Origin of the sequence: Labrenzia sp. OB1 (assembly GCF_001624695.1) — a bacterium.
GTDB lineage: Bacteria > Pseudomonadota > Alphaproteobacteria > Rhizobiales > Stappiaceae > Roseibium.
Window position 1 is genome coordinate 68,918 of the sequence record NZ_JSEP01000016.1, and the last position, 19,415, is coordinate 88,332.

Annotated in this window: 24 protein-coding genes, 1 tRNA gene and 1 riboswitch; of the genes, 3 read left to right on the top strand and 22 right to left on the bottom strand. The window is 59.9% G+C overall.

Annotated features, from left to right (window positions below; all coding sequences use genetic code 11):
- Positions 1-26: 26 nt before the first annotated feature.
- From OA90_RS19465 to OA90_RS19505, 9 genes are all read right to left on the bottom strand, one after another.
- Positions 27-716 carry an SDR family NAD(P)-dependent oxidoreductase gene (locus tag OA90_RS19465; RefSeq protein ID WP_082837152.1) on the bottom strand — a complete coding sequence of 230 codons (690 nt, stop codon included), beginning with the start codon at positions 714-716 and terminating at the stop codon, positions 27-29.
- 64 nt (positions 717-780) lie between these two features.
- The gene (locus OA90_RS19470; protein WP_068416023.1) at positions 781-1,170 is read right to left on the bottom strand and encodes a cupin domain-containing protein; all 390 of its coding nucleotides are present in this window, start codon (positions 1,168-1,170) and stop codon (positions 781-783) included.
- Positions 1,171-1,191: 21 nt separating this feature from the next.
- Complete coding sequence (locus OA90_RS19475) at positions 1,192-2,364, bottom strand: isovaleryl-CoA dehydrogenase (protein ID WP_068416026.1); 1,173 nt, start codon at positions 2,362-2,364, stop codon at positions 1,192-1,194.
- A 26-nt stretch (positions 2,365-2,390) separates the two neighbouring features.
- Positions 2,391-2,837, bottom strand: a complete 447-nt coding sequence (locus OA90_RS19480; protein ID WP_068416029.1) for a GNAT family N-acetyltransferase — start codon at positions 2,835-2,837, stop codon at positions 2,391-2,393.
- 3 nt (positions 2,838-2,840) lie between these two features.
- Positions 2,841-3,284 (bottom strand): PaaI family thioesterase, encoded by a 444-nt coding sequence (locus tag OA90_RS19485; RefSeq protein WP_068416031.1) that lies wholly within the window; start codon positions 3,282-3,284, stop codon positions 2,841-2,843.
- Positions 3,284-3,685, bottom strand: coding sequence for a MerR family DNA-binding transcriptional regulator (locus OA90_RS19490; protein ID WP_068416034.1), 402 nt, complete (start codon positions 3,683-3,685; stop codon positions 3,284-3,286). The genes OA90_RS19485 and OA90_RS19490 overlap by 1 nt, the downstream gene beginning before the upstream one ends.
- Positions 3,686-3,778: 93 nt before the next feature.
- Positions 3,779-4,486, bottom strand: coding sequence for a GH25 family lysozyme (locus OA90_RS19495; RefSeq protein ID WP_068416037.1), 708 nt, complete (start codon positions 4,484-4,486; stop codon positions 3,779-3,781).
- A 60-nt stretch (positions 4,487-4,546) separates the two neighbouring features.
- Complete coding sequence (locus tag OA90_RS19500; protein WP_068416039.1) at positions 4,547-4,972, bottom strand: VOC family protein; 426 nt, start codon at positions 4,970-4,972, stop codon at positions 4,547-4,549.
- 225 nt (positions 4,973-5,197) lie between these two features.
- Positions 5,198-5,623, bottom strand: a complete 426-nt coding sequence (locus OA90_RS19505) for an organic hydroperoxide resistance protein (protein WP_068416042.1) — start codon at positions 5,621-5,623, stop codon at positions 5,198-5,200.
- A gap of 174 nt (positions 5,624-5,797) precedes the next feature.
- Here OA90_RS19505 and OA90_RS29590 point away from each other — a divergent pair, with 174 nt between their 5' ends.
- Positions 5,798-6,514: a MarR family transcriptional regulator gene (locus OA90_RS29590; protein WP_082837153.1), complete on the top strand. Its 717-nt coding sequence runs from the start codon at positions 5,798-5,800 to the stop codon at positions 6,512-6,514.
- A 27-nt stretch (positions 6,515-6,541) separates the two neighbouring features.
- On the opposite strand, the gene OA90_RS19515 is transcribed toward OA90_RS29590, so the two are convergent.
- Complete coding sequence (locus OA90_RS19515; protein WP_199823778.1) at positions 6,542-7,141, bottom strand: TetR/AcrR family transcriptional regulator; 600 nt, start codon at positions 7,139-7,141, stop codon at positions 6,542-6,544.
- A 49-nt stretch (positions 7,142-7,190) separates the two neighbouring features.
- On the opposite strand from OA90_RS19515, the gene OA90_RS19520 reads away from it, so the two are divergent.
- A complete protein-coding gene (locus OA90_RS19520; protein ID WP_068416045.1) occupies positions 7,191-7,631 on the top strand; it encodes a DUF1330 domain-containing protein in 441 nt (146 codons plus the stop codon).
- Between the two features lie 6 nt (positions 7,632-7,637).
- Here OA90_RS19520 and mgtE read toward each other — a convergent pair whose 3' ends face one another.
- From mgtE to OA90_RS19545, 5 genes are all read right to left on the bottom strand, one after another.
- Positions 7,638-9,053 carry a magnesium transporter gene (gene mgtE, locus OA90_RS19525; protein WP_068416048.1) on the bottom strand — a complete coding sequence of 472 codons (1,416 nt, stop codon included), beginning with the start codon at positions 9,051-9,053 and terminating at the stop codon, positions 7,638-7,640.
- A 190-nt stretch (positions 9,054-9,243) separates the two neighbouring features.
- Positions 9,244-9,576, bottom strand: a complete 333-nt coding sequence (locus OA90_RS19530) for a hypothetical protein (protein WP_068416050.1) — start codon at positions 9,574-9,576, stop codon at positions 9,244-9,246.
- Positions 9,577-9,631: 55 nt separating this feature from the next.
- Complete coding sequence (locus tag OA90_RS19535; protein WP_156510570.1) at positions 9,632-10,213, bottom strand: hypothetical protein; 582 nt, start codon at positions 10,211-10,213, stop codon at positions 9,632-9,634.
- 197 nt (positions 10,214-10,410) lie between these two features.
- Positions 10,411-10,497, bottom strand: a tRNA-Leu gene (locus OA90_RS19540).
- Between the two features lie 121 nt (positions 10,498-10,618).
- The gene (locus tag OA90_RS19545) at positions 10,619-10,885 is read right to left on the bottom strand and encodes a FliM/FliN family flagellar motor switch protein (protein WP_068416052.1); all 267 of its coding nucleotides are present in this window, start codon (positions 10,883-10,885) and stop codon (positions 10,619-10,621) included.
- Positions 10,886-10,980: 95 nt separating this feature from the next.
- Here OA90_RS19545 and lipB point away from each other — a divergent pair, with 95 nt between their 5' ends.
- The gene (gene lipB, locus OA90_RS19550) at positions 10,981-11,697 is read left to right on the top strand and encodes a lipoyl(octanoyl) transferase LipB (RefSeq protein WP_068416055.1); all 717 of its coding nucleotides are present in this window, start codon (positions 10,981-10,983) and stop codon (positions 11,695-11,697) included.
- Here the strand turns inward: lipB and OA90_RS19555 are convergent.
- The 7 genes from OA90_RS19555 to OA90_RS19585 form a co-directional block, all read right to left on the bottom strand.
- The gene (locus OA90_RS19555; protein WP_068416057.1) at positions 11,682-12,575 is read right to left on the bottom strand and encodes an NAD(P)-dependent oxidoreductase; all 894 of its coding nucleotides are present in this window, start codon (positions 12,573-12,575) and stop codon (positions 11,682-11,684) included. The genes lipB and OA90_RS19555 overlap by 16 nt on opposite strands.
- Positions 12,576-13,451, bottom strand: a complete 876-nt coding sequence (locus tag OA90_RS19560; RefSeq protein ID WP_068416060.1) for a glycosyltransferase — start codon at positions 13,449-13,451, stop codon at positions 12,576-12,578. It lies immediately after the preceding gene.
- Positions 13,451-14,671 carry an NAD-dependent epimerase/dehydratase family protein gene (locus OA90_RS19565; RefSeq protein ID WP_068416063.1) on the bottom strand — a complete coding sequence of 407 codons (1,221 nt, stop codon included), beginning with the start codon at positions 14,669-14,671 and terminating at the stop codon, positions 13,451-13,453. The genes OA90_RS19560 and OA90_RS19565 overlap by 1 nt, the downstream gene beginning before the upstream one ends.
- 224 nt (positions 14,672-14,895) lie before the next feature.
- Entirely contained in the window at positions 14,896-15,183 is a 288-nt protein-coding gene (locus OA90_RS19570; RefSeq protein WP_068416065.1) for an acylphosphatase, read from the bottom strand.
- A 92-nt stretch (positions 15,184-15,275) separates the two neighbouring features.
- A complete protein-coding gene (locus tag OA90_RS19575) occupies positions 15,276-16,190 on the bottom strand; it encodes a DMT family transporter (RefSeq protein WP_068416068.1) in 915 nt (304 codons plus the stop codon).
- A gap of 80 nt (positions 16,191-16,270) precedes the next feature.
- Positions 16,271-16,456, bottom strand: a riboswitch (FMN riboswitch).
- Between the two features lie 86 nt (positions 16,457-16,542).
- Positions 16,543-17,196 (bottom strand): HAD family hydrolase, encoded by a 654-nt coding sequence (locus tag OA90_RS19580; RefSeq protein WP_068416072.1) that lies wholly within the window; start codon positions 17,194-17,196, stop codon positions 16,543-16,545.
- A 133-nt stretch (positions 17,197-17,329) separates the two neighbouring features.
- A complete protein-coding gene (locus tag OA90_RS19585; RefSeq protein ID WP_068416074.1) occupies positions 17,330-19,342 on the bottom strand; it encodes an acetyl/propionyl/methylcrotonyl-CoA carboxylase subunit alpha in 2,013 nt (670 codons plus the stop codon).
- Between the last annotated feature and the right edge of the window lie 73 nt (positions 19,343-19,415).

Consider the following 19,415-nt stretch of genomic DNA (forward strand, 5'->3'; position numbering starts at 1 on the left):
GCAGCAAAGATTTCAATCGCCTCGCGTCACCAGGCAATGATGTTTCCATGCTGATCGAAAAAGCCACCGGATTGCTGCGGTTCAAGACCGCGGACGATCTCGAGCAGTTCTTCCGCTGCCTGCTCCGGTTCCCGAACCTCCAGCCCGGCCTTGGCGAAGCCTTCCGTCAAAGACGTTCGCACCGTCCCCGGATGCAGAGCCACGCAGATCGCCTCCGGTCTGCTCCGGACCAATTCAACCGCCGCGGTGCGCACAAGCTGGTTGAGGCCCGCCTTCGATGCCCTGTAGGCGTACCAGCCACCCAGCCGGTTGTCGCCGATCGACCCGACCCGTGCGGACAGCGTCGCAAACACGCTGCGCCCGTTTCGCGGAAGCAGCGGCAGGAAATGTTTCATCAACAATGCCGGTCCGATGGCATTGACGGCGTAGGATCGCGCCAGCGCCGCAGGATCGAGTTCACGCAGGCTCTTTTCCGGCCGTGCGCCGTCCAGCATCAGTGCGCCGGTGGCATCGAAGACCAGCCTGATATCCCCGCCGGCCCCGCGCGCCCGTTCCGCGCAGTTCCTGATGCTGTCTTCGTCGAGGAGATCCAACCCGGGCTCGGACGACCGGCTGAGGCCGATGATGCTGTCAAAGTCACCCGAGCGCTCCAGAACACCGCGCAGCGCGGACCCGATCCCGCCGCTGGCTCCCATGACTATGGCAATTGTCGTCATCGCTTTCCCCTGGCTTTGTCACGCATCTCTACGCACGACCGCTGCCGGAGGATCTAACCGGGTGTCAGATCGTCGGCTGCCAGGGCCCCTCGACCGACTCACCCTCTGCGTCCGCCGACCAGGGCGGTATCGAGATGCAGACGAACATCAGCGGCCCGGAGCCGTCAGCGCTGCTGCGGTACTGGAAAGCGGTGCCAGCCGGAATGTCGATGGACACCCCGCTTTCAAGCTCCACCACGCTTTCTTCCGCGCCGTCGCTGCGCCAGATCTGCCCCTTGCCTTCAAGCACGTGCCAGAACTCGTGGACGGTCCTGTGCCGGGTGGCCCGGTTGATCTGGCCGCAGGGAACCGTGGAATGGATCATATTGCCTGTCGGGCCATCCATGATGAAACGAATCTGCGCACCTGCCGGCGAGTGCGCGTCGGGATGTTCCGGCAGTCCGGTCTGTTTCATGCGATCCTCGCCTGCTTCAGCTTACGCCGTCTTGTTGAAGATCTCGCGACCGATCAGCATGCGGCGGATTTCAGAGGTGCCTGCGCCGATCTCGTATAGCTTGGCGTCGCGCAAAAGGCGGCCGGTCGGATATTCGTTGATGTAGCCGTTGCCACCGAGAAGCTGAATTGCATCAAGGGCGATCTTCGTCGCGTTTTCCGCCGCATAGAGTATCGCGCCCGCCGCATCCTCGCGGGTGGTCTCGCCCCGGTCACAGGCTTTGGCGACCGCGTAGACATAGGACTTGGTGGCGTTCATGCTGACATACATGTCCGCGACCTTGCCCTGCACCAGTTGAAAGGTACCGATCGCCTGGCCGAACTGTTCGCGCTCATGGACATACGGAATGACAACATCCATTGCCGCCTGCATGATGCCCACGGCCCCGGCCGCCAGAACGGCCCGCTCATAGTCAAGACCCGACATCAGCACATTGACGCCCTTGCCGAGCGCACCCAGCACGTTTTCCTCCGGCACCTCGCAGTCCTGAAACACCAGCTCGCCGGTTTCCGACCCGCGCATGCCGAGTTTGTCGAGCTTCTGGGCCACCGAGAAACCGGAAAAGCCCCTTTCCACCAGAAAAGCGGTAATGCCCTTCGCACCGGCGTCCGGATCGGTCTTGGCGTAGATGATCATCGTGTCGGCCGACGGGCCGTTGGTGATCCACATCTTGGACCCGTTGAGGATGTAGCGATCACCCTTTTTCTCCGCCCGCAGTTTCATGGAGACGACGTCGGAACCGGCGCCCGTCTCGGACATGGCCAGCGCGCCGAGATGTTCGCCCGTTACCAGCTTTTCCAGATAGCGCGTCTTCTGATCGTCATTTCCCCAGCGGCGGAGCTGGTTGACGCAAAGGTTGGAATGCGCGCCGTAGCTAAGGCCGATGGAAGCGGAAGCCCTGCTGACTTCCTCCATGGCAATGCAGTGTTCCAGATACCCCAGGCCGGAGCCGCCCCAGTCCTCCTCCACCGTGATGCCATGCAGGCCGAGGGCGCCCATCTCCGGCCAGAGCTCACGCGGGAACCAGTCCTCGCGGTCAATCTTTTCCGCCAGTGGCGCAATACGGTCCTGGCTGTAGGAACGGACGCTGTCGCGCAGCATGTCGGCGGTTTCACCGAGATCGAAATTGAAACCCGGAAAATCATTGCGGATCATTTTGGTTTCCTCCCAGGGCCCCGAGATTAAGGGCGCTCATATCGGACAAAGTCACTTAAAACGCCGATCCGGTCATAGAGTTTCCGGGCACGTTCGTTGTGGTGATGCGTGTGCCAGTAGACGTTACCCTCGGCATCGGGATCTGCGTCGGCGGCCGCATAAACGGCTTCCACCAGAGCGCGCCCCGCGCCGGTGCCCCTGCCGGTCTCGCTGACGAAGAGATCCTCCAGATAACAGGTCGAGTTCTTTGACCATGTGCTGGAATGGAACAGATAATGGACAAAGCCGACGAGGCTCCCCTCCCGGTCGGCTACGAAGGCGTCATGACCTTCCGCCGAGAGCAGGCGTTCGAATAGTGTGTCGGTGACATCCACCGGCAGATCCTGCCGGTAAAACGCAAGGTAGGCGTTCCACAGGACCTGCCAGGCCGGCCGGTCTTCCCGCCGAAGCGCCCGTATGAGGGTATCAGCCATGGCTCAGTCCTTTGCTCCGGCTACACTCACAAGCGTAAACAGGCCGGTGGCGACATGTACCTGAACACCCTCGTCAAGACCGTAGACATCGGCTTTCGCGATCGTCAGCGTGCGGCCGGGTTTCACCACCCTGCCACGCGCCAGCAGAACCGGCTGCTTCGCCGGATTGAGCAGATTGACCTTGTATTCGCTGGTCAGAACGCCGAACCCGACCGCAAACAGGCTCAGGCTGGCATAGCCGGCGGCTGAATCCGCAATCGAGGACGTCGCGCCGGCATGAAAGAAACCGTGCTGCTGAGTCAGCTCGGGCCGCATGGTCAGCTCCAGATCGACAGCCCCCGGCGACACATGAACGAGCTTCGCGCCCAGATGCGTCATGAATTTCTGGGCTGCGAAACTGGTCCTGACCCGGTTTTCCCAATCGGGATCCCTCGGAGTGAACTCCATCAGACTGTCTCCGGGGACAGTCTGGTCGCAAGTTCGCAGATACGCTCACGCGCACCGCTCTCGACCTCGTCAAGCTCCAGAAGAGTCAGTTCGATGTCTCGCTGCTTTTCCAGAAGCTCTTCACGACGGGCGGCGATCCTGTCGAGCAACAGACGCAACTGGCCGGTTTCTCCCGGGTCGCTCGCATACATCTCGATTATTTCCCTGATGTCATTCAGGGTAAAACCGAGGCGTTTGCCGCGCAGGATCAGTTTGATCCGCGTTCGGTCACCAGGTGTATAAAGGCGCTGACGCCCGCGGCGGCTCGGAGACACCAACCCTTGCGCCTCATAGAAACGCAAAGTGCGGGTGGTGATGTCGAATTCCTGCGTGAGCTGTGTGATCGTGAAATAGCGCTGCATGCCCGATCCTTTTTGGATGAGGCACAATTCCGGCTTTTTACCTTAAAGTCAACACGTTCATTTTACGCATTTAAATACAATTGCTTACATTAACTATTTGAGATCATCCAACTTCATATCCCTGTTCAGGACATTCAGGTCGACATTGCCCGAAATCCCTTTAACCGTGCCTCGGTCATGATACTGCCAGCCGGTCCACTCATTTGCATAGTCGGGAGAATGCCAGACTGAACGGGCCCAGAGCCTGCGGTTCAGGCCGCTGTCCTTCAGATAGGCGAAGTAGAAATCCTGCGGCGAATAGAAGATGATCCGCTTGCCGCCTGCCTGCTCCACCAGCGCCGTAAAGTCGCTGATTTCCCGCAGCACTTCCTCGACGGGCGGACGGCGCGCGCAGTTGCCGGTGAACTCGAGGTCCACCATCGGCGCCATCATGTCACGGTCGTCGGGAAGGACGGAGAGGAAATTTTCCGCCTGCTTTCTGCCTGGCTGGCACAGACTGAAATAATGGTAGGCGCCACGGGCAAGTCCGGCCGCGCCCGCACCGGCCCAGTTCTTTTGGAAAGCGCCATCCTTGAAGTCGCCGCCTTCACTAGCCTTCATATAGACAAAGGCCACATCGTCCGCCGCGACCATGCTCCAGTCGATGTCCCCCTGATGATGAGAAACATCAATGCCGCGAAGCGTATAGTCGCCCCGGTCAGGTTCCCAGTTCATGAAGAAAAACGCTGCGCCGGCAACCGAAATCACACCGCCGACCGCTATGTAAAACAGCACCCGCAATGCTGCCTGCAAGAAACTCATATCGCCGCACCCGTATTGACCTCCACCTCATATCAAACCTGCCTCACAAGGCGTTAAAATTCAGGATAGAAAATTCGGCCAGAGCGGAGCCGCGGCCAGTTCCAGGACGTTTCCGTCCGGATCGTTGAAATAAAGGCTTGTCCCGCCCGCCGGCCAGGTCACCTCGCTGATCGTGACAATCCCCTGACCCTTCAGATAATCGCGCCAGGGCTGCAGCTGTTCGACGGAGATCCGGAATGCGAAATGACTGTGACCGGTGGTATCGTGGCCCGGCACGATGCCACCGGGCGTCTCTACGTCCTCGCCCGTATGACCTCGGTGAAAAACCAGCAGCGTCTGCGCGGGCCCGGCATCGTAGGCGTAGAGACGCTCACCCGCGACCATGCGTTCAAGCCCAAGAACAGTGGAATAAAAGACATGCGCGGCCTCCATGTCATCGACATAGACGGCCGTCTCCAGAATGCCGTCGATCTGTGGCGCGTGCATTTTTTAAAGCTCCTCAGGACGATGCGTGTCAGCTCGGGTCACTTTACCCGATAGGGTGGAAAAGACGAACCACAGAGCGCTCACAGCCCGCATCCTTGGCGCTCCTGTATCTTTCCGCCCCCCTCAAAACCGAAATCGCCCCGCAGTCTGCGGAGCGATTTCAAAAGTCGTCAGATCCAGGCGATTGTCTGCACAGTCTTCAAGCCTGACAACGTCAGACCACCGTCAGACCACCGTCAGCTTGACGTCGATATTGTTGCGGGTGGCGTTGGAATACGGGCAGACCTGATGCGCCTTTGCAACGAGATCCTCGGCGACCGCCCTCTCGAGTCCGGGCAGGGAAATCTCCAAAGCGACCGCCAGACCGAAACCACCTTCCGACCGCGGCCCGATACCCACCGTGGAGGTGATCGAGGCATCCGCCGGAATGGCGATTTTTTCCTGCCCCCCGACGAATTTCATGGCGCCGATGAAGCACGCTGCATAGCCGGCGGCGAACAATTCTTCCGGGTTGTTGCCCTCCCCGCCGGAACCGCCCAGTTCCTTCGGTGTCGCCAGCTTGACGTTGAAGGAACCACTCAGGGTTTCCGCCGTGCCGTCGCGCCCGCCGGTCGCCCGTGCCTTTGTCTCGTATTTTACATCTACAGCCATCTGGATTCTCCTTCATTTCATTCCGGCCAAGAGGCCACTGCAAAACGATTGCAGAAGCCTCATTATTATATCGTACAAGTTTTTATCGCGCACGATATAAATGCTCACATACGGTGCGCTCGCAAAAACGTCAAGAACTTGCGATCATATCGTGCACGATTTATAAGGAGACGCATGACCCAGACGACAGAACAGATGTCTCTTCTGGACGCGATCGGAATAACCGCGCCCGAGGAGCAGAAAACACCTAAAAAAGACAAGCCTGCCAAGGCTGGCACGTCCGAGAAAAAGCCGCGTAAAAAGACCTCTGCCAAAAGCGGAGCCAGGTCGGCAGCGAAGGCGAAGAGGACGGCCGGGACGGAGACGCCCCCTGCCGTGACAGACGCCAGCACCGCTGATTTGGCGAGACCTGCCGCGGACAAGCCGGTACCCGGCCCTTCCGAAGTCGCGAACGATCCTCTGCCGCTCGACAAATACCTGTGTTTCGCGCTCTATTCCGCCAACCATGCCATGCATGGCGTTTACAAGGATCTCCTGAAGGAGATTGGTCTCACTTACCCGCAATTCCTGGCCATGACCGTTCTATGGGAGACCAGCAATGTGCCGGTGGGCACGATCACCGCAAAGCTGCAGCTCGACACAAACACGCTGACCCCGCTTCTGAAGCGGCTGGAAGCCATGGGCCTGATCACGCGCACCCGCAACATCAAGGACGAGCGCCAGGTGATTCTCAAGCTGACCCGCAAGGGACGCGCACTGCAGAGGAAGACACAGCATTTCAGCAACTGCATCCTGTCCTCCGCCGGCCTCGAGCTTGAAGAGGTCATGGAGCTGCAGTCAAAAATCATGCTATTGCGCGACAATTTGCGCGACGCAGGCGTGGACACCTGATCCAGGTCCTGTCCTACTTTTCAGCTTTCAGCGATCCGCCTGCTTCAAAAGCGCCTGGCAGATCGTCCGCTTCAAGACCTCCAGCGCCCTCTCCTCGGACCAACCGCAATCGCGTGTCAGCAGACCCCATGCCTGAACACTGAAGGACGCCCACAAGTAGTCTGCTGCCATTTTGGCGGACCAGTCCACCTGCAGCGCACCGTCCCGCTCCAGCGACCCTGTCAGATTTGCCAGCCACTGCCGCAGTTCGCTCATCCTGTCTTCCCACGCCGCCGAGGCATCCGCGTCCGTCGTTCTCAGCCGGATCAGGTCTGAAGCAACGGGATAGATCTCCTGCACGAACCGGATCCAGACCTCGATGACCGCTTCGAGCCTTTGCGCCGGATCGTACTTCTCAATGGCCTCGTCAAATCGGGCCTTGATATCGAGCCGCTCGTCCGTCCGCCGCACAAGCGCCAGTATCAACCCACCCCTGGAACCGAAATGATCATAGACCGACTGACGGCTGACCCCCACCGCCTTCGCGATTTCGGCAAGCGACACCTCTGCCCCGCGCTCCGAAATCAGTTCCCAGGCACTGTCCAGTATTTCCGCGCGAGTCCGCGCTATCCTGCCTGCACTTGACACGTGTAAAGTGATTCCATATTTGACATGTGTAAAGTTATGGAGGTCACACATGAACGTCAACCAGCAGGTTTCCCAATTCACCGCGTGGTACGGCTCCGGCACCGACGGCAGTTGCCCAACGGAAGCCCAGTGGGCGCAGATTCTTGGCAGGCCAGCGGACAAACCGGTCACATTGATCAATTTCTTCAAGCTGCGGGACAAGGCAGAGTATTCGGAAGGTTCCGGGGACGCCTCCGGCCAGGACGCGTTTGCGAGCTATGCCGCCGTCAGCATTCCGGCGATGAAACACGCCGGCGGGCGCTTTCTCCATGTCGGCCCGTTTCAGGGCATGTTCCTGGGTGAAAACGAGGACTGGGATGTCGTCGCCATCGGCGCCTATCCAAACCTTGACGCTCTGAAGACACTTTATTCCGATGAAAGCTACCGCAACGCCTTTCATCACCGCACGGCGGCTTGTGAACGGCAAAAAGTGCTGGTCTCGGGCGACTGAGACTGGTTACAGCGGCAGGCCGAACCAGAGCGCGGCAATGCCGAGAAAGGCAAAAAAGCCGACGACGTCGGTGACCGTTGTCACGAAAACGCTGGAGGCGATTGCCGGATCGACATTGAGCCGATCGAGCGCGATCGGGATCAGCAGGCCGGAAAGGCCGGCAAACAGCATATTGATGATGATTGCCCCGCCGATCACAACACCGAGGCCCGGACTGGCGAACCACAGCCAGGCGGTCAAGCCGATCAAAATGGCGAGCGCGACGCCGTTGAGCGCGCTCACAAGGATTTCCCGGTTCAGAACCCGCATCATGTTGCGGGTCCCCAGTTCATGTGTCGCGATCCCGCGCACGGCGACGGTCATTGTCTGCGTACCCGCATTCCCTCCCATCGACGCTACAATCGGCATCAGGACGGCGAGAGCGACCATCGCCTCGATAGTCTCCTCGAAGAGAGCAATCACCACGGAGGCAAGGATCGCTGTTCCGAGATTGACCACCAGCCAGGCAAACCGCGAACGTGCGATGGTCATCACCGTGTCGGAGATTTCCTCGTCGCCGACCCCGGCCAGTGCACGCAGATCTTCTTCCGCTTCCTCCTGGATGACATCGACGATGTCATCGACGGTCAGAACACCCACAAGGCGCTCATTCTCGTCCACCACGGCGGAGGAGACGAGATTGTAGCGCTCGAACCGGCGGGCCACCTCCTCCTGGTCTTCGGTCGCCAGAACTGCCTGCCGGGTTTCCTCCATGATGGAGGTGACCTTTTCCTCCCGTTTGGTGCGCAGGATCTTGTTCAAATGCACCGATCCGAGCAGTTTGAAGGCCGGGTCGACGACATAGATCTCGTAAAAGCTGTCGGGAAGATCACGCGCTTCGCGCATGTAGTCGATTGTCTGTCCGACCGTCCAGAACTGCGCAACCGCGATAAACTCGCTCTGCATGCGCCGGCCGGCGCTTTCTTCCGGATAATCCAGCGCTTTCTGGAGCTGCGCCCTGTCCGCATAGGGCAGCTCATCCAGGATCGCGGCCTGATCCTCCTCGTCCATATCCTCCAGGATGTAGACGGCATCGTCGGAATCGAGTTCGCCAAGACCTTCGGCGATGGCCTCCGTCGGCAGATCCTCCAGAACCTGCAGGCGGGTCGCCTCGTCCATCTCGGTCAGGGCCGTATAGTCGAATTCCTCGCCCAGAAGCCGGATGAAGGCGGCGCGCTCATCCGGATTGATGGTCTCAAGCAGATCTCCGGTGTCAGCCTCGTGCAGGTCGCCGGCAAGCGCCCTCAGACCGAATTGGTCATTCGCCTTGATCGCCGCTTCGACGGCGGCAATGAATTCCGGATTGAGATGATCCTCTTCGTCGCGCACCGGAATGACCGGTTCGGGAGAGGCTGCAACATCAAGCTCGGCTGCATCGCTCATACAGTGCTCCCCCTTCTGCGCGCGTTGGTCTTCACCGGCGAAACGGGAGCCGGCAACTCGCGACCAGAACTAGCCTCTGGCAGGAAAAAGCGCCACAGGAAAAGCAGATCCGATCCACAGGACTCGCCTTCGAAATGCGAATTTCACGCGGCGCACCCGCCATTTGCCGGCAGGCCCTTACATCAACTCCCTAGAACCCGGCGCAGCCCTTGTTCCGGGCCGCGTTTCTGAGCTGCTCCAGATAGTCGAGTGCCTTTTTGGGCAGAATGGCCTCATCGGAAGAAATGCAGCGTTCCGCCCGCCGGAAAGCGCGCCGTGCCCGCTCGCTTTGAAGGCACACCCTGCTCTCGGCCAGAAGCTGCTGCTCGATATACCAGAGCTGCTGGCAGGTCATTCCTGGAAAATTGGCCGGATTCGTTGACAACGATTGGGCAGCAACAGGAAAAGCCGTCAACGCGACTGCCAGCAAGGCACCCACATGGCGAACGACCTCGCGCCTGTATCTCCGTGGGATCTGTTTCATGGACCTGTCTTATCGAAATGACTGGATTTCAGGATACGCGCTGCGGGCCGCCCGGCTATTCAAGCGCGCACTCAGGCGGCCGTGTATCCATGGTCCAGTCCGCGACCGCCACGGTTTTCAGGGCGGTCCTGAAGGTCTTGCCGTCCTGAATGCCCTTGCCGGTCAGAAGATTGACATCGCACTGGCCCGAGGCATCCGGGTCAAGGGTGTCGTAGTGGGAATAGGTATATCCGGCGATAACGAACACACCACCGCGATAGGCGATGGTCAACACCTGCTCCCAGCGGTTCCGGCCGATGGCGGAGTTTTCGGAATAGATCTTGAGAGACCCGTGCTCGCTCACTTCCATCCACGGCTCCTGTCCGTACATGCCGCCCCGCCAGACGATATCCCGGGCATGGACAGCCTGCTCCCAGCCGCTGCCGGCATCCGTGTAAATGTAGAAATCCGCGCCTTCCTGCGTTTCAACCAGAACCGCCCGGTAGCGGTTGATATCCCCGTCGACCGGCACCGTCGCCACACCGGCCACGGCTTTGGGCGGGATCATGGCGTCCTGGGCCAGCGCACTCCCGGGGGTCAGGGCAGGTACCAGGGTGAAGAAAAGGCAACCGACAAGAACTGACTGAGGATTGAACACCTGACACTTCCCCTGCACTGTGCGCCACCGGAACAGGTCCGGCGCCCACTTGATGAAACTCACGTAACCACAGACCGGCTGATCAGAAAAGCGCCTTCCTCACGAGCGGCAATGGCGAGCATAGCGCACATGCTATCCGTTGAATCAAAAAGGCCACCCGAAGGCGGCCTTTTGAAGCAACTGAGTTGCCGTTCGAATGGTGCGGTCGAGAAGACTCGAACTTCCACGGGTTTTACCCCACAGCGACCTCAACGCTGCGCGTCTACCAATTCCGCCACGACCGCATATTCGATTGTTCCCGGCGCCTGTCAGCGTCGAGGCGCTCCGTGTAGCAAAAGGATTTTGGGGGCGCAAGAGCCGAACTTGCAATAATGCACAAGCACATGCTTTTTATTCGGCCGGGGCTTACAGTGGGCCTTCCGTGCGCATCGGGCGGATTTCCGGCGGGCGCAGCAGAACCTCGGTGACGGAGATACCGATCCGCTCGCCCAGCAGCACCACCTGCCCCCTGGCGACAAGCGTGTTATTGGCGTAGATCTTCACATCGTCGTCTTCCGATACGTCTAGATCGATCACCGCACCGCGGCCCATGCGCAACAACTGATGAACCGGCATTTCGGATTCGCCGAGCACCACGGATATGTCGACATTGATATCATCAAAGGTGGTCATTACAGGCCAGAATCCTTAAATATGGCGGAACACGCCGAGGCCGACCATACCACGGCATGGCAAGCCAACTCAAAAAACAAAGAAGTGTCATCCACATGTCACCTGCCGATCGGGACGCCCTGAACGTGAGTTTTCTGCCGAATTCAGGTTCACAGCCGGTCGAATGGCGTATTTCCGACGCGCCCGTCGACTACCGGCAAGCGCTCGCGGAAATGGATGAGCGGGTCGAAAGAATCATCAAGGGCGAGGCCAGCGAACAGATCTGGCTGCTCGAGCACCCGCCGCTCTATACCGCTGGAACCAGTGCCAGGGACGCCGATCTCGTCGCCCCGGACAGGTTTCCGGTCTACCGCACCGGCCGGGGTGGCCAGCACACCTACCACGGTCCCGGCCAGCGGGTTGCCTATGTCATGCTGGATCTGAAGCGCCGCCGGCAGGACATACGCGCCTTCGTCTCCGCCCTGGAGGCCTGGCTCATCAATTCGCTGTGGGCCTATCACATCAGGGGCGAGCGCCGGGAGGACCGGGTCGGCGTCTGGGTCCGGCGTCCGGACCGCGGGACGAACGTGGAAGACAAGATCGCGGCAATCGGCATCCGCCTGCGCAAATGGGTCACCTTCCACGGCATCAGCTTCAACGTGGAACCGGATCTGGAGCATTTTTCCGGCATCGTACCCTGCGGCGTGAACGACCACGGCGTCACCAGCCTCGTGGATCTCGGCATTCCGGTGACACTTGCCGAGAACGACAGCGTCCTGCGCACGGAGTTTGAAAAGATCTTCGGTCCGGTCGCGACCTACTCAGGGACCTGAAGGTCCGCGCAGCAGGTTTTGAGAAAGGCCCGCAAGCCACGCTCCCCCCCCGGCCTCCAACCAAGCGCCTGCAGCTTTTCCGTCTCCATGATCCCGGGCATGCGATCTGCAAACCGGGGCAGCATTCCGGCACACCCGCACAGGGTCTTGAGCTCTCCCAGCAAATCCCGGCGGTCGACGACCAGATCCGATACGTTCAGGACGTCGAATTGCGCCAGGCGGCACGTCCGCCGTGTGCCCTCTGCCAGCACGATGGAAACCGCTTCAGCAAGATCCTGTCCGTGGACTTCCGTTGCCCTGCGCGGTTCAACCGTTTCTCCGCCTGCAAATGCCTTGAAGAGACTGCTCCATTTGTGGTCAGCCCGATCAGCCACCCGCCCGTAGACGCCGGTTGCCCGCAGCGCAACTCCCCTGAATTCCGGCCCTGCAAGTCCTTCCAGGGCCGCCTCCCCGGCCAGCTTCGCCTCTCCGTACAGCGTGTCGGGCGCAGCCAGATCGGTCTCCCGCAGCAATTCACCCGCGCGGTGATCGCCGTAAACCGCCCGGCTCGACAGGAAAACGGCCTGTCCGCACCCCGCCTGCAGGGCCGCCTTGAACAGGATCTCCGTTCCTTCGATGTTGAGACACCGGAACCGCTCGGGATCGTTGCCCTCTCCCCCTCGGAATTTCCCGGGCTCGTGAGAAAGCGCGCAGTGGATCAGTGCATCCGCCTGCGGCAATTCCGGATCCGTATCGGCGAGATCGTACCGGCTGAACGCTGTCGGCAGATCCTCCGGCAACCGGCGTCCCAGAACAGTGACATGATGGCCGTCAACCAGCATCTTCCGGGTGATGAAGCGGCCGACGGTGCCGCCGGCCCCTGTTATCAGGACTTTCATTCACGAGGCCCGCTTTTCCGCCGGGGCCCCGGGACCGGGAAGCTGCGACAGATCGTCGGGAATACCCTCGCCGGAGGCATAGGCCTGCCAAAGGTCAATCAGCGGCCCCAGGCGGTCCGCTTTCTCATGTCCCGCCTGCCAGGGCTTCTCGTACTGGTAATGCAGTATGTGGATCTGGCTCCAGTCCCACAGGTCCGGCAGGTTGAACCAGACATATTGCAGCATGTTACAAAAGACAGGCAGGCCGTGCCAGTCGGGGAAATAGCTTTCCAGAAAACTCTGGTCCGTGCGCCGCCAGAAGACATCCGGCTGATCGAGGCGCGACAGCATCTCGTCAAAGGTGACCCCGTCCGGCCGAGCCGTGAAGACGCCGCTGTTCATGCGATGAAAATCGGCCAGGCTTTCATAAACATTCGGGGCCGCGCAGAATTCCGGGTAGCCGAAAAGCTTGTCGCAAGTCTTCAGCACCAGTGCATCCGCATCGATGAACACGACTTTCTCGTATTCAACGAGTTGCCAGAGGCGCAGTTTCACGAAATTGTCGAGCGGCGTATGAAACACCGGTTTGCCACCCTTGGTGAACGGAGCTGCCGCATGGAGGCGGCCGCGTTCATGGCGCTGGTTGAATTCGGCGGACGTCGGCAGCCGTTCACAGCGGCCGAGCCGTGGCCTGAACGGCTGCAGAGCGGCAAGGTCCCGCGCGTCTACGCCGGGCGTGAACAGAACAACCAGATCCGCACGGGTACCTGTCCGCCTGAGCGACCGCAAAAGAGCGGTGGCCCCCAGCACATAGTCCCGGTTGGTCACCAGGGTCACATAGGCGAAAGGGCTTTCAGCGCCCCTGTCAAACTCGGGAGTGTCGCCGACGAAATCCATCAGGAGACCGATTTGAGCCTTGGATGTTCAGGGTCGCGTTCGATTTCCTCCGCGATATCCTTTGTCCAGGCGGAAACCGCCGGTACACGGCTGCGATCGACCCGATAGGCGAATGTCTTCGCCACGTCCACAACCTCGCTGAGAAGGCCGTCCGCCAGCGTTGTCGGGTCCAGACCGAGTTCAAGGAACTGTCTGTTTTCGACCACAAGATCGTTTTCGGGCGCTTCCTTGCGCGGGTTGGGCAGGTAGGCGATCTTCGCGCCGGTCAGACGAGAGATCATTTCGGCCAGGTCCCGCACCCTGTGGGTTTCCGTCATCTGGTTGAAAACCTTCACCCGGTCGCCCTTTTTCGGCGGGTTGGCGAGCGCAAGCTCGATGCAGCGCACCGAATCCTGAATGTGGATGAAGGCCCGTGTCTGACCGCCTGTTCCATGCACCGTCAGCGGGTAGCCGATCGCCGCCTGAATGAGGAAGCGGTTAAGCACCGTTCCATAATCGCCATCGTAGTCGAAGCGGTTGATCAGCTGCTCGTGGCGCCTTGTCTGCTGCGTATGGGTTCCCCAAACGATCCCCTGGTGCAGATCTGTAACCCTCAGACCGTCATTCTTTGCATAGAACTGGAACAGCAACTGATCCAGGCATTTGGTCATGTGATAGATCGATCCGGGATTTGCCGGATAAAGGATCTCCTGAGCCGCCTTGTCGCCGTTCAGTGTCTCCACATCGACACTCAGATAACCTTCCGGGATGGCTGCGCCGACGCTGGAATAGCCATAAACCCCCATTGTGCCCAAATGGACCAGATGCGCATCCAGATCGAGCTCCACCATGGCGTTCAAAAGGTGATGGGTGGCGCTGACGTTGTTGTTGACGGTGTAGTTCTTGTGCTGATCCGATTTCATCGAATACGGCGCGGCGCGCTGCTCGGCGAAATGAATGATCGCATCCGGCCGGGTTTCTGCAAGCCATGCCTTGAACACCTCGTAGTCCCTGGCGATGTCGATCAGATGGAACCGGATGGTGTTGCCGGTCTCCTGCTTCCAGATCCGCGTACGTTCCTGAATGGAATCCATTGGCGTCAGGGACTGCACTCCAAGCTCGGCGTCGATCCAGCGGCGGCTGAGGTTGTCGACGATATGAACTTCATGGCCTTGATCGGACAGGTGCAGGGACGTTGGCCAACCGACAAAGCCGTCACCACCTAGAATCGCAATCTTCACCAGAATTCTCCTTGAATTACGCTGCAGATACCAAATGGAACAGCTGGGATTGTTCCACATGATTGAACAGAATATTGCGATAATTCAATGACAATACAACAGCCGAACAAGGCAATTGTTACACAAAATACGGTTGAGGGCCGCGTTTTGCCCGCAGTGGAAAAGCCGTACATATTCCGGGATGTAGCGCTCCCCGAAAGCCGGATGTCAGGCGATGTCCCGGGTCAGACCGTCTCTCGCACGGCAAATGCGCCGCTTTCCGGCTCGGCCGGTTCAAGATCCCTGACCAGGCTCACCCGGGCAAAGGACGGGCCTTGCCAGAGCACGTCGAGCATATCCACCACGGTATCCGACGGACCGCTGAAGACAGCTTCCACCGCCCCGCTCTGCAGGTTCCGGACCCAGCCGGAAAGACCGCGCGACTGCGCCTCCTCCGTGCACCAGGCGCGATAGCCTACGCCCTGCACACGGCCTTCGATCAGCACATGAACGGTCAAAGGATCTGTTGTCATCGCAGTCTCCTGTCCGACTCGCCGTTGCGAAGCTCAGAGCATAGACTCATAAATCATGTTGCCACGAACGGGAATGTGTTGCCGCACGACTGTCAGGCCTTGGCAGCGTCCGCGGACTGCCGGGATGCCCGTTTCTGTTCGTCCAGCATCACCAGGAGAGACGCTCCGACGATGACAAGCGCTCCGGGCCAGAAGGCTCCGGTGGGGGCAAATCCGAAGGCGAAGAAACCGACGGCGATGTTCAGCGGCAGCTTCAGATGGTCGAAAGGCTGAACGAAGGCCGCATCCGCCTGCTGGTAGGCAACAGTCAGAAGATAGTTCGCCAGCACGGTCAGCACACCTGCGCCGACAAGAAGCCAGAATGCATTGCCTGACGGCAGGATCCCGCCCTCGCCCAGCGCCAGAACCGCGTTTACGGGTGTCAGCAGCAAAAGCAGGTAGAGCGTGATGGAATCGGCGTTTTCGGTTTGTGTGAGCTTCTTGGTCACCAGCGAAGTGCCCGCCCAGAACGCCGCCGCCCCGACCGGCAGAAGTGCTGCCAGGCTGAAACTGTCCGTCCAGGGTTCCAGAATGACCATTCCGCCCGAAAAGCCGGCGATTGTGGCAAGCCAGCGCACGGCGCCGACCCGCTCGCCGAAGAAGAGTTTCGCCCCGAGGATGACGAAGAACGGCGACGTCATCACCAGTGCAATGGCCTGCCAGATCTCGACCTTGGCAAGCCCAGCGACCCAGAGCTGAATTCCGATTACCGCGAACCCGGCGCGCAAGAGATGCCATCCCGGTTGCCGCGTCTTCAGCGCACGCGGCCCGCGCCGCAGCACAAACGGCAAGGCCACCAGAAGGCCCAGCGCATACTGCCAGAAGGCAGCGGAGGTGGACGGGACACCAAGCTGCATGGTCGAGGCTTGCAGAGCACCGTTGACCAGAGCAAAGGAGGCTCCTGCCCCGACCATTGCCAGGGCCGCAAGCAGCGGTTTTTGAAAGGATTTCGATAAAGTGGCGGGCATGTCCGAGTTCCGTTCCAGTTACGTATCCAGAACAGTCTCAAAAGACACTGCGCCTGCCGGTCCCTTTGCGGGATCCGCAGCCAAGTTCTCTCTCATCCGGACTTTCAGGTGTGATCCTGCCAACGAAGATCGCACCTCAACCGTCGGCTCCGGCATCTCACCGGATCTGCTGACCCATGAAACCGGTTTCGGTTACATGGCGCTCGCGGGCTCCAGGTCTCCCTGATACCGCCGGTGGGGAATTTCACCCCGCCCCGAGAACTGTTCTCATGGCAGTTTCAGTATCGCTGAAATCCGTAAAAAGCAATGCCAAACTCGGCCCCGAGATTCCCTGGAAGGCCTGCCGCACTGCTCAGCCGGCCGACAGGTGCCGGGAAATCTCCGCCGGAGTTGCGGCGATCAGGGCCGGGTTTTCCTGTTCGAGTTCCTCACGGCTGCCGTAGCCCCACAGAACGCCGATACCGGCAACCTTGTTCGCATTGGCGCCGATAAGGTCATGCTTGCGATCGCCGATCATGACCGTTTCCGACGCTCCGATCCCCTCTTCCCGCAGAATATGGGCAATCAGCTCCGACTTGGCCGACCGCGTGCCGTCCAGTTCCGAGCCGTACACCTTGCCAAAATATGGCATCAATCCAAAATGCTCCACAATCCGGACTGCATAGACATGGGGCTTGGACGTACACACATGCAGGCGATGACCCGAGGCCGTCAAACGGTCGAGCGTCTCCGGAATGCCGTCAATCAGCGTGTTCTCGAAAAGCCCCGTATCCGTATAGCGCTCCCGGTAGAAGCCGATGGCCTCATCCAGCCGGGACCGATCGTCCGTTCCCAGCAATACCCGGAAGCTCTCCCACAGCGACGGACCGATGCACCAGCGCAGTTCGTCAGCCTCCGGCAAAGGTTTCGACATCTTCTCCAGCGCGTAAAGCAGCGAACTGGTGATGCCGGCGAATGGATCGGTCAGGGTGCCGTCCAGATCGAACAGCAAGGTCGTGAAAGGCATCGTGCCTCCGGGAGAATGAGGAAACCGAAAACGGCTCGCAGCATCAAGCCACGAGCCGATGGAATATCGCTGCCCTCATCTGCCTGTCAATCAGACCACAGGCTCACAAGTTGTTCCCTGACAAGGACAGGCGTCAGGAGAACTCCATGATTACCGCGTCTACAGCCAGGCTGTCTCCGGCCGAGGCCTTGATGGCGGTAACGGTGCAGTCCCTCTCTGCCCGCAGCACATTTTCCATCTTCATGGCTTCCACCACGGCAAGCTGTTCACCCGCCTTGACTTCCTGCCCTTCGGAAACGGCGATGGAAACCACCAGACCAGGCATCGGACAAAGCAGCAGTTTGGACGTGTCCGGCGGAAGTTTCTCCGGCATCAGAGCATCCAGTTCCGCAGCGCGCTGCGTCATCACCTTGGCGACGACCGAGCTTCCCTGCCAGTCGAGACGGTATCCGCCTGTTACCGTGCGCACCTGAACAGTCACCGGCCGCGAGCCCACCGTGCCCGACCAGAGCGGGTCTCCCGGTGCCCAATCGGATTCGACGGTCATCAAGGGCCCATCGCCGATTGCCACATCCAGTTCTATCGGAGTTCCCGGATAGCCGGCGGCCAGCCGGATAGGCACATAGGTCTTGTCCACCTTGACGACCCAGTCCTCGCGGAGCGCACCGGAATGCGGACGCAGGCGTCCGGGCAGATGGTCCAGCCGTTCCCTTTCAAGAGCCCCCATGGACAATGCGACGGCAGCAAGCACCGAAACGGCGGCTTCATCCGGAAGGGCCGGAAAAAAACCGTCCGGATACTCATCGGCGATGAAGCTTGTCGAAAGCATTCCCGAACGCCAGCGCGGATGGTTCATCAACGCCGTGAGAAACGGCACATTGTGCTGGATGCCGTCAACGTAAAACGCATCCAGTGCCGAACTCATGGCATCGATAGCCTCTTCGCGGGTCGGTGCATGGGTGACCAGCTTGGCGATCATCGGATCGTAGAACATGGAGATTTCTGACCCTTCGACGACGCCGGTGTCGTTGCGGATCGTCACGCCGTCGACGCACATTTCCTCCGGCGGCCGGTAGCGTACAAGACGTCCGATAGACGGCAGAAAGTTGCGGTAAGGGTCTTCGGCATAAATGCGGCTTTCCACCGACCAGCCGCTCAGTTTCACCTCGTCCTGCGCAAGGGCCAGCTTCTCGCCGGCGGCCACGCGGATCATCTGCTCCACGAGATCGACGCCGGTGATCAGTTCCGTCACCGGGTGCTCAACCTGAAGACGGGTGTTCATTTCCAGGAAAAAGAAGCTCTTGTCCTGTCCGGCGACAAATTCGACTGTTCCGGCGCTGTCATAGTCCACGGCTTTTGCCAGAGCGACCGCCTGTTCACCCATCTTCCGGCGGGTTTCCTCATCCAGCAGCGGTGACGGGGCCTCTTCGATGACCTTCTGGTTGCGCCGCTGGATCGAGCATTCCCGCTCGCCCAGATAAATCGCGTTGCCGTGTTTGTCGCCGAGCACCTGAATTTCGATATGCCGCGGGTTCTCGATGAATTTCTCGATGAACACCCTGTCGTCGCCGAATGATGACGCCGCCTCGGATTTCGATCGCACATAGCCGTCGCGCGTTTCTTCAGCGTTCCAGGCTATCCGCATGCCCTTCCCGCCGCCGCCTGCGGAAGCCTTGATCATTACCGGATAGCCTATGCCTTCGGCAATTTCGACGGCATGATCGGGCGTATCGATTTCACCGAGATACCCCGGAACCGTGCTGACGTTTGCGGCGTTGGCGAATTTCTTGGATTCGATCTTGTCGCCCATGGCCTTGATGGCGCGCGGATGCGGGCCGATCCAGACAATTCCCGCCTTTGCAAGTTCTTCCGGGAAGCTGGCCCGTTCGGACAGAAAGCCGTAGCCCGGGTGCACGGCCTCCGCGCTCGTCTCCTTGCAGGCCGCAATGATCTTGTCGGCCACGAGATAGGACTCCGATGCCGCCGCAGGGCCGATATGCACAGCCTCGTCAGCCATCTCGACATGAAGAGCCTCGCGATCGGCATCTGAATAGACAGCCACCGTCCTGATGCCCATACGCCGTGCGGTCTTGATGACCCGGCACGCGATCTCGCCACGGTTGGCGATAAGAATTTTCGAGAACATGCGTTTCCACCCAGCTGGAGCGTTTCCAAGGTTGTAGGCCGGGCCTTCGTGCCACGCAACTTATCCAAAGGGC

Excerpts from the sequence above, each read along its gene's own strand:
- OA90_RS19465 (WP_082837152.1), bottom strand. The coding sequence starts at position 716 with ATGACGACAATTGCCATAGTCATGGGAGCCAGCGGCGGGATCGGGTCC.
- OA90_RS19470 (WP_068416023.1), bottom strand. The coding sequence starts at position 1,170 with ATGAAACAGACCGGACTGCCGGAACATCCCGACGCGCACTCGCCGGCA.
- OA90_RS19475 (WP_068416026.1), bottom strand. The coding sequence starts at position 2,364 with ATGATCCGCAATGATTTTCCGGGTTTCAATTTCGATCTCGGTGAAACC.
- OA90_RS19480 (WP_068416029.1), bottom strand. The coding sequence starts at position 2,837 with ATGGCTGATACCCTCATACGGGCGCTTCGGCGGGAAGACCGGCCGGCC.
- OA90_RS19485 (WP_068416031.1), bottom strand. The coding sequence starts at position 3,284 with ATGGAGTTCACTCCGAGGGATCCCGATTGGGAAAACCGGGTCAGGACC.
- OA90_RS19490 (WP_068416034.1), bottom strand. The coding sequence starts at position 3,685 with ATGCAGCGCTATTTCACGATCACACAGCTCACGCAGGAATTCGACATC.
- OA90_RS19495 (WP_068416037.1), bottom strand. The coding sequence starts at position 4,486 with ATGAGTTTCTTGCAGGCAGCATTGCGGGTGCTGTTTTACATAGCGGTC.
- OA90_RS19500 (WP_068416039.1), bottom strand. The coding sequence starts at position 4,972 with ATGCACGCGCCACAGATCGACGGCATTCTGGAGACGGCCGTCTATGTC.
- OA90_RS19505 (WP_068416042.1), bottom strand. The coding sequence starts at position 5,623 with ATGGCTGTAGATGTAAAATACGAGACAAAGGCACGGGCGACCGGCGGG.
- OA90_RS29590 (WP_082837153.1), top strand. The coding sequence starts at position 5,798 with ATGACCCAGACGACAGAACAGATGTCTCTTCTGGACGCGATCGGAATA.
- OA90_RS19520 (WP_068416045.1), top strand. The coding sequence starts at position 7,191 with ATGAACGTCAACCAGCAGGTTTCCCAATTCACCGCGTGGTACGGCTCC.
- mgtE (WP_068416048.1), bottom strand. The coding sequence starts at position 9,053 with ATGAGCGATGCAGCCGAGCTTGATGTTGCAGCCTCTCCCGAACCGGTC.
- OA90_RS19530 (WP_068416050.1), bottom strand. The coding sequence starts at position 9,576 with ATGAAACAGATCCCACGGAGATACAGGCGCGAGGTCGTTCGCCATGTG.
- OA90_RS19545 (WP_068416052.1), bottom strand. The coding sequence starts at position 10,885 with ATGACCACCTTTGATGATATCAATGTCGACATATCCGTGGTGCTCGGC.
- lipB (WP_068416055.1), top strand. The coding sequence starts at position 10,981 with ATGTCACCTGCCGATCGGGACGCCCTGAACGTGAGTTTTCTGCCGAAT.
- OA90_RS19555 (WP_068416057.1), bottom strand. The coding sequence starts at position 12,575 with ATGAAAGTCCTGATAACAGGGGCCGGCGGCACCGTCGGCCGCTTCATC.
- OA90_RS19560 (WP_068416060.1), bottom strand. The coding sequence starts at position 13,451 with ATGGATTTCGTCGGCGACACTCCCGAGTTTGACAGGGGCGCTGAAAGC.
- OA90_RS19570 (WP_068416065.1), bottom strand. The coding sequence starts at position 15,183 with ATGACAACAGATCCTTTGACCGTTCATGTGCTGATCGAAGGCCGTGTG.
- OA90_RS19575 (WP_068416068.1), bottom strand. The coding sequence starts at position 16,190 with ATGCCCGCCACTTTATCGAAATCCTTTCAAAAACCGCTGCTTGCGGCC.
- OA90_RS19580 (WP_068416072.1), bottom strand. The coding sequence starts at position 17,196 with ATGCCTTTCACGACCTTGCTGTTCGATCTGGACGGCACCCTGACCGAT.
- OA90_RS19585 (WP_068416074.1), bottom strand. The coding sequence starts at position 19,342 with ATGTTCTCGAAAATTCTTATCGCCAACCGTGGCGAGATCGCGTGCCGG.